Annotated in this window: 6 protein-coding genes and 1 tRNA gene; 3 read left to right on the forward strand and 4 right to left on the reverse strand. The window is 57.3% G+C overall.

Going from position 1 to position 7,676, the window contains the following annotated elements; translation table 11 throughout:
* Positions 1-288: 288 nt before the first annotated feature.
* Positions 289-546 carry a hypothetical protein gene (locus tag HQL56_16560; GenBank protein ID MBF0311129.1) on the reverse strand — a complete coding sequence of 86 codons (258 nt, stop codon included), beginning with the start codon at positions 544-546 and terminating at the stop codon, positions 289-291.
* Positions 547-980: 434 nt separating this feature from the next.
* Here HQL56_16560 and HQL56_16565 point away from each other — a divergent pair.
* A tRNA-Asn gene (locus HQL56_16565) sits at positions 981-1,056 on the forward strand.
* 123 nt (positions 1,057-1,179) lie between these two features.
* Complete coding sequence (locus HQL56_16570; GenBank protein ID MBF0311130.1) at positions 1,180-2,163, forward strand: ChaN family lipoprotein; 984 nt, start codon at positions 1,180-1,182, stop codon at positions 2,161-2,163.
* 141 nt (positions 2,164-2,304) lie between these two features.
* On the opposite strand, the gene HQL56_16575 is transcribed toward HQL56_16570, so the two are convergent.
* From HQL56_16575 to HQL56_16585, 3 genes are read right to left on the reverse strand one after another with little or no spacing between them, the layout of a single operon-like run.
* The gene (locus tag HQL56_16575) at positions 2,305-4,089 is read right to left on the reverse strand and encodes a HAMP domain-containing protein (protein ID MBF0311131.1); all 1,785 of its coding nucleotides are present in this window, start codon (positions 4,087-4,089) and stop codon (positions 2,305-2,307) included.
* On the reverse strand, positions 4,086-4,784 hold the full coding sequence (locus HQL56_16580) for a response regulator transcription factor (protein ID MBF0311132.1): 699 nt from the start codon (positions 4,782-4,784) through the stop codon (positions 4,086-4,088). Before HQL56_16580 ends, HQL56_16575 begins: the two co-directional genes overlap by 4 nt.
* A 38-nt stretch (positions 4,785-4,822) precedes the next feature.
* Positions 4,823-6,325, reverse strand: a complete 1,503-nt coding sequence (locus tag HQL56_16585; GenBank protein ID MBF0311133.1) for a formylglycine-generating enzyme family protein — start codon at positions 6,323-6,325, stop codon at positions 4,823-4,825.
* A gap of 360 nt (positions 6,326-6,685) precedes the next feature.
* Here HQL56_16585 and HQL56_16590 point away from each other — a divergent pair, with 360 nt between their 5' ends.
* Positions 6,686-7,624 carry a tyrosine-type recombinase/integrase gene (locus HQL56_16590; GenBank protein ID MBF0311134.1) on the forward strand — a complete coding sequence of 313 codons (939 nt, stop codon included), beginning with the start codon at positions 6,686-6,688 and terminating at the stop codon, positions 7,622-7,624.
* Positions 7,625-7,676: the final 52 nt, after the last annotated feature.

The following is a 7,676-nucleotide window of genomic DNA, read 5'->3' on the forward strand; positions in this document are numbered from 1 at the left end:
TTATTCCCCTGGAAGGCTCCCCTTCCAGGGGAATAAAAGAACAAGAGAAAACCAATCGGCAGGAAAGCCGAATTGGACGCCGCAAAGCGGCGCCCGAAGGGCGAGGGCCGTGGAGGGCCCGAGTCCAACCTCAGCCGGGGGCGATAATCACCCCCGGACCCCCGTATTAATGAACCAATGAAACAGAAATGGAATATTGCGCCTCGTGCGTTCCAGAGAACAGAATAGATCCCCCCATCGGATGATCGAGGGTCAGGTGCTGACTGCCGGACAGGCTCTGACGGGATCCTACAGGCGGAATCCCCAATTGTGGAACGGTTGTTTCAACACGGCCCAACCCTCCTGAATCACAACCTGATCATCCGGTTTCAGACCGTAACCCCCCACTTCGATCAATCCGTAGCGCGTGGCGACACAGACCTGGTCATCGTATACCGAGATCACCTCACCGGAGACGATTTCCATGGGGGAGTTGATCTTTTCCTTGTGAGGGGTGAACTGTTCCAGTTTGGGGGGTAACTGATTGCTGGGACGATTGAGTTCCATGGAATCCTCCGTCAAGGCCAGAAATGGCTTCCGTTCGTTGCACCCGCTTTTTATTAATTTGGAAACATTGGCCCCAAAAAGCAAGAAAAACTTGATCTCCGCAATAATTTCTTCTTTTGCGAAAGCGAAACGCAAACGCAAAATCACGATTTGTAACTAACTGTTGCAACAATGTTTTTTAGAATATAAGCATGTACTGATAAATCAATTTCATCCTGGATATTTCAGCGCAGGAGTGGGCTTGAAAGCCCTGAACAATTTTGTAGAATCGTTAACAGATCATGAATGCCTGCCAGGGTCCCCCGATCCGTTTGCCACGGGGAAACGGAATTCACTTTCCCCTACGAAAATGGGTTGCTCCCGTCCGCTATTTCCCTTATATTTGCCTTCGCTCGCGGGGGGGAGGTTTCGGCCTCCGGTCCCGGGTGCGGTGTTCCCTGGTAGCTCAGTTGGTAGAGCAGATGGCTGTTAACCATCGGGTCGCTGGTTCGAGTCCGGCCCAGGGAGCCAACCTTGTCTGATTCACCGTCTCACACCGTCCAAAAAATGCAAAAGGGAGCTTGAAAAGGCTCCCTTTTTTTGTGATTGGCCCTTTCCCCTTTCCCGTGTCTTCGTTGAGAACTGCAGGTGGGCATGTCCCTTCGATTCTCCCTCGGGTTGCTGATGATCGTCGTACTGACTGGGTGTCAGAGGCTTGTGGAACCTGTCATGGAAGCGGAACGCTGGCCAGTGGTGAGTACGACCGACGGACGGAAGCCCGCCTTCGAGGAGATGATCTCCCTGATGGAGAAGGCTCGGGTGGTCTATCTGGGGGAAAAACACGACAATCCCCATCATCACCGCATGCAACGTCTGATTCTTGAGTCACTGGTGGCCAGAGGGCGTAAGCCCGTTATCGGATTTGAATTTTTTTCTCGCGAGGAGACGGGGTTGTTGCTCTCCTTCGTTCAGGGCAACACTTCTCCGATGATGCCCAACCGTTCGGCGGATGAGGAGGAGAGGGCCTTGCGCCGCCGGCTCAATTGGGAGCATCGTCCGGAGTGGTCCGACTATTTCCCTCTCCTTGCCCTGGCCAAACAGAAAGGACTGATGGTTTTCGGGGCGGATCTTCCCACCGGGGTTCGCAGCCGTATGGCCCGCGTTGGTTTGGGTAAAATGGTGGCTCTGGAGAAGCGGTTCCTGGTGAAAAGTACGCTGGAGAATGCCTCCTATCGCCTCTTGATGCAGGAACAGTTTGCCAACTCGCATTGTGGTATGGCGGGCGAGGGGTTGTTGGAGCGACTGTATCAAACCTGGCTGGCCCGCAACGAAGCCATGGCGGAGTCTATCGTCACCATGGCCGGGGAGACGCCGGGAGAGCCGGTTGTGGTCATTCTGGGGGCGGGTCATACCCAATACGACATGGGGGTATACGAACGGGTTGCGGTGCGTCAACCGGATTGGATACAGGTGAATATCGGCTTGCGGGAAGAGGGCAATTCCCTGCAAATGCCTGTTCGGGAGGAGTTGGCCGAAGTGCGCCGCTCCTTTGCGCCGGATCATCAGTATGTGTGGTTTACCCCGGTGGCGGAGGATCCCGACAAGGTCGATCCTTGTCGTATGGTCAAAAGCAAATGAACAACTGCGATAGATTGCAAGTCGTTCTATTAAATTATGTAAGATCTAATATTACATAACCTAATCTATATATTGTAGTTCATGTAACCCGTCGCGAATAATCGCTTTTCAGAAATGCAATTGGTTCAAGCGATCAGGATCTCAACGAATGGGGTCGGGAATGGGCAGTGTGATCCAGAAGAGGGCACCTTGCTGTTTACCCGCTCCGACGCCAACCCGCCCTCCCATGGCTTCGACGAAGTTCTTCACGATGGCCAGACCCAATCCGGCCCCTCCGGAAATCCGCGCCCGGCCAGCATCGACCCGGTAAAAGCGTTCGAAAATCCGCGGCCAATGCTCCGGGGGAATCCCCGGTCCGTTATCCTCCACTTCGATGATGAGAGAATGGGGCATTGCCTGGGAGCGCAGGTGAATCTGACCGTTGTTGGGGGTGTATTTGAGGGCGTTGTCGAGCAGGTTGATCATGACATGGCCCAGAGCGTGAGGGTCGGCCAGGAGCAGATGGTCAGCGGAAATGGCGACTTCGAGGGTGATGTTTTTTTCGGAGAGGCGGGGGCGCATATCCAGCAGCCAAACAGCGCTCTCCTGCAACAGATTGATTGTCTCCAACTTCAGGGCATATTTTTTCGAGTCGATCTTGGAAAGTTCCAACAGCTTGTTGATGATCAGGGAGAGTCGGTTGGCATTGCGATGCAGGGCTTGAAGCAAGGAAGGTCCGGCTTGGGGGTCGTGAATGGCGCCGTCGAGCAGAACTTCGCTATTGGCCATCAACACGCTTACCGGGGTGCGCAGTTCGTGGGAGACATTGGCCACGAATTCGCGCCGCATCTTTTCCAGGCGATACATTTCGGTAATGTCGTGCAATACGATCAAGGTGCCCCCGCGGTTGGTCAGGGGTTTGGCGTGGGCGCTCAAACGGCGCACCTCTTCGCCTTTTCCAAGGCTGAATGAGATGGAGACCTCCGCCTCATTGTTCACCTCCTGAAGCATAGCCTCGATTTCCGGGACGGGGAGCATCATCGTCAACGGCAGTCCCAAAGCCTCTTCGCTGTCCAGGCGTTGTATCAACATCAAGGCGGCCCGGTTGATCAGACTGACCCGATTCCGTTCGTCCAGGGTGAAGACCGGCTCACTCATTTGGTCCAGAACGGTTTCAAAACGGTGTTTTTCCTGGGCCAGGGTGGCGACCACGTTGGCCAGGGAGTGGCTGACACGGTTGAAGGAGCCGGCAATGCCGCTGATTTCGTCCGTGGAGGAGGTTTCCAGCAATCCCACCTGATGGCCATCCGCAATGGCCATGGCCTGATGCACCATTTGCCGCAGGCGCCGGGTGGTTACATGGGCCAGGATTGCCGAGACCAGCATGGCGGTCACCAGACCCAGAATTCCCGCGATAAACAGAACCAGCCGCACATGGGAGATGGTTTCGTCCACCTGGGCCAGGGAGACCTGGAGACGGAGAATCCACTGTCCGCCGTATCCGTTCAACGGTGTGGCGGCATAGAGCATGGAAGCCTTGAGGGTGTCCGAAAAACGCTGAGAAAGACCCAGCCCTTTTTCCCGGGCCGCGATGACCTCGGGGCGGGAATTGTGGTTGTCCAGGGTGGATACGGTTGCCGGATCGACGCCGGAATCGGCCAGAACCTTGCCTTGGGGGTCGATCAGGGTGATGCGTTTCTTCCCGGCCTCCCCCAGCTGGTAGATCAATGCCGGGAGTGCCGTCGGATCGTGCAGTTCCTTGCCGTGATAGCCTTCCAGCGCCACGGCGAGGGACTTCGCTTCCCGGACCAGTTCTTCCACGCTGAAGGATTCCACCCACGAGCGCATGGCTTTGGTGAGGTAGAGTTCGAAGAGCAGTCCCACCAGCAGGAACATGCCGAGGGAAGTGAGAAATAGCTTGCCGCGGATACCCAGTCGGGTGGTCATGGTGTGGGCGGGAGGCGAAAACGATAGCCGAGACCGCGAACGGTCTCAACCAGGATACCGGCCATGCCCATTTTTTCCCGCAGTCGATTGATGTGAGCATCCACGGTTCGGGGATGATGATCCAATTGGCCACCCCAGACGGCGGATAACAGTTGAGTTCGGTTCAGACACGCACCGCCCGCCTGGATCAGGGATTCCAACAGCCGAAATTCCAGGGGTGTCAGGGTCAGTTTCCGATCCTGAAAACGGACTTCCTGGGTGACGGGAAAAAGGGTGAGTGGTCCGGCCTGCCATTTGTCCTGACCGGGGACCATCTGCTGAGCGGGTCGCCTGAGAATGGCTTTGATGCGCAACACGAGTTCGCGCATGGAGAAGGGTTTGGCCATATAGTCGTCAGCCCCGCTTTCCAGCCCCAGAACCCGATCCGGCTCTTCACCCCTGGCCGTCAGCATCAGGATGGGTAGATGGCGGGTCTGGCCGTACCTCCGCAGTTGATGGCAGAGATCGATGCCGGAAATATCCGGCAGCATGAGGTCCAAAAGAACAAAGTCGGGAACGGGTTTGTCACAGCAGGCTTCCAGGGCGGCCTGTCCCGTCGGGGCGATCTTGCAGGCGAATCCAGCCTGTTTCAGCCCATATTCCAGGCTGGCGGCCAGATCGGCTTCATCTTCGACGATCAGGACCAGTGGGGGCATGGGGGCTTGCTCCTCGAAAATAGCGTGTTCATGAGGAATCAGTTCGAATCGGGTTTGGCCAGGCGGAATCCCAGCCCCCCGCTGTTTTGCAGTTCTGCCGCATCGACTTTGACCTGGTTGCGTCGGGCAACCCGGCAGGCTTTGGCGTTGCTGCGATAACTGCCTCCGCGGCGAACGTGCAGGTCGCCGGCACGGCCGCCGGTGGGATTGGACTGGCTCTCCTGGCCATACAGGGCATAAAGATCGGCAACCCATTCCCAGACGCTGCCCAGCAGATCGTGAAAGCCCCAGGGGTTGGGTTTTTTCAAGCCGATTTTTTGCAGACGGGTCAGGGAATTGGTTGAATACCAGGCATAGTCGTCCAGGGGATTATCCCGTGATTCGGCGAAAAAGTAACTGCCGGTGGTGCCGGCCCGGGCGGCGTACTCCCACTCGGCTTCCGTGGGCAGTCGCAACTGCTTGGCCTGACTGCCGCCGAGCAGGCCCAGCTTGGTGATGAACTCCTGGGTTTGTTCCCAAAGACAGTTTTCCACGGGAAAAAGGGCGGAGGCCTCCTGTTGGGCGCGAATTTTGGCCTCCTGCTCCTCCTCTTCCCGGGATTTGGGGCGATTGCGGGCCCAGGCGGAAGAGCGGTTGCCGCTTTCCATGACGGTGCGCCACTGGGCTTGGGTGACGGGATATTTGGAGAGCCAGAAACTGTCCAGGGTGACCTGATGCAGCGGTCCTTCATTGGGTTGCCGACCGGGTTCCTCCTCCGGGCTGCCCATGGTGAAGCTGCCGGCGGGCACCCATAGAAACACCATGCCCGTCACCGGTTCGGTCCACTCCCGATTTTCCCGGGAGGTGATCACGCTGGCCGTGGTTTGGGCGACATCCGCCTGCTGCGATTGTTCTTCGAGGAATTGATGAATCTCCTCCGGGGTGATCAGCAGCCCCATGCGGGCCACCAGGGCCTGCATGGCCCGCTCCAGGGTTGGATTCGGGGGCCGGGTGGCCAGAAGCTGCGCTTTGGGCAATAACTGTCGCAAGGGTTCCAGTCGTTTCTGGGTATTGAGGGTCAGCTTGCGTTCCAGTTTTTCACAGGCCGAATTGTCATGATGGACCTCGACACTCATGAACTGCCGCAGGAAATTTTCCACCTCTTCCGCCGGGGTCTGCAGCAGGTTGAATGTCTTGAAACAGTTGTCCGTCGTGGTCTGCCGGGCTTCGAGGAAATAGAAACGCCAGTTCGTTCCATCCGTCAGAATATGAAACGGTATGGGCGGTTGAAGATACAGCGGGGTCTCTTTGCCAACCGGCTGGAACATGATTTGGACGATGGCCGAGGGGTGGGGGTGTCCCGCGGGCCTCAGGGCGAGGAATCGGGCCTGTTCCGTGGAGCCGGAGGGGGGAATGAAGCTGAAGTCCACCTCCTTGGGGTCTGAAAGGTCCCAGCCCAGGGCACTGAACAGAGCCGTGCAGAGATTCAGCCGGAGCTGGTCCGGATGGGAGTAGCCCCCTTTCTGCAGCCGTCTTTGAATCTGAAGGAGCGTCTCTTTCATGCTGTTTGATATCCCGGGCGGATAGGGCAGGGCGTTGATCGTACATGACCGCCCCAGGATAAGTTTCCGAATGGCGGGCAACAAGGTTGAAAATCAAGGACCGCTCCGGAGGTGCGGTTACGGGGAGATTCCAAGGAATCAATAAATGAATATAGTGCGATACCCATAAAAATCATTCATGGTTCCTGTCAACCAATAAGAAATATTAATAAATAACCGCGATGTTTCCCGCCAAACGACGTGATAGGTCCGGGGACGTTTGGCGATTTGTTACGGGAATGTCATCACTATTTCATTTGGCTTTGCTAGCCTTGCCACGCTCGAAAAATCGGGGAGATAGCCTTCGAACGAGGTGCGGGAATGAACGGCATGGCGGCAGCGGCGGAAGGGATGGTATGCAAGTCTCCGGTTGTTTCGGAGGGAGGGGTGGTCACCCGATCTCCACAGGGGGTGGACGAAGCGCTCAATACCGGGCTATCCAGTCGCACCCGAAAGGCCCGATCATCGGATGCACGCTGTTTTCTGCACTGGTGTGAGGAGAATGGTCTGGTGGGGCATCCCGCCCAACCGGCCACGGTGGCTCGATTTTTGTCGGAGATGCAGGAACTGCGCGCTACGGCAACGGTCAGGCGCTATCTGTCCACCATTTCGCTGATGCACCGACGGGACGGGCTTGCGGATCCGACTCGTTCCCGGGAGGTGCGCACCCTGTTGGAAAGAGAGGGTGGTCGTGGGGATGGTGGGGGGATCCAACCGATCCATCGTGACAATCTTGAACAGATGTTGGCCAGCACCGGCGATCACCTGCGGGACCTGAGGGATTGCGCCATTTTGCTGGTGGCTTACGATTCGATGCTGCGTCGTTCCGACCTGGCTGCCCTGGATCTGGAGAATCTGCGATTTTACGGTGACGGTACGGCACGGGTGGTGGAAAAGGGTGAAAACGGCATGGAAAGCGTCCCCCATGCCGGCAAAAAACTGGGCGTGATGGCGGTGCAGCGACTGCGCCGCTGGATCCGCAGCGCCGGCATCGACGGGGGAGCCTTGTTCCGGGGTATCGACAAATGCGGACTGGTGGGGGGGCGTTTGAGCGACCGGGGGGTGGTGCGGGCTCTGAAACGCATGGCCGCCAAGGCGGGTCTGGACGGTGAACGTATTTCGGGGCTCTCCTGCCGGGTTGGCGCGGCCATGGATATGATGGCGCAGGGAGCGGAAATCCGTCAGGTCATGGAAGCCGGGGGCTGGCGGACTCCGGTGATGGTGGTGCGCTATAAAAAACAGGAGGAGTCCGCCTGTTAGGGCGTGTTGACATTTGCCGGATTTTGGTTCCTGGCAAGGCGCAAGACGGTGA

The organism is Magnetococcales bacterium (genome assembly GCA_015231925.1).
Classification (GTDB): Bacteria; Pseudomonadota; Magnetococcia; order Magnetococcales; family JADGAQ01; genus JADGAQ01.

Bases quoted from the DNA above. Each gene is read 5' to 3' on its own strand.
- HQL56_16560 (MBF0311129.1), bottom strand. From the start codon at position 546: ATGGAACTCAATCGTCCCAGCAATCAGTTACCCCCCAAACTGGAACAG.
- HQL56_16570 (MBF0311130.1), top strand. From the start codon at position 1,180: ATGTCCCTTCGATTCTCCCTCGGGTTGCTGATGATCGTCGTACTGACT.
- HQL56_16575 (MBF0311131.1), bottom strand. From the start codon at position 4,089: ATGACCACCCGACTGGGTATCCGCGGCAAGCTATTTCTCACTTCCCTC.
- HQL56_16580 (MBF0311132.1), bottom strand. From the start codon at position 4,784: ATGCCCCCACTGGTCCTGATCGTCGAAGATGAAGCCGATCTGGCCGCC.
- HQL56_16585 (MBF0311133.1), bottom strand. From the start codon at position 6,325: ATGAAAGAGACGCTCCTTCAGATTCAAAGACGGCTGCAGAAAGGGGGC.
- HQL56_16590 (MBF0311134.1), top strand. From the start codon at position 6,686: ATGAACGGCATGGCGGCAGCGGCGGAAGGGATGGTATGCAAGTCTCCG.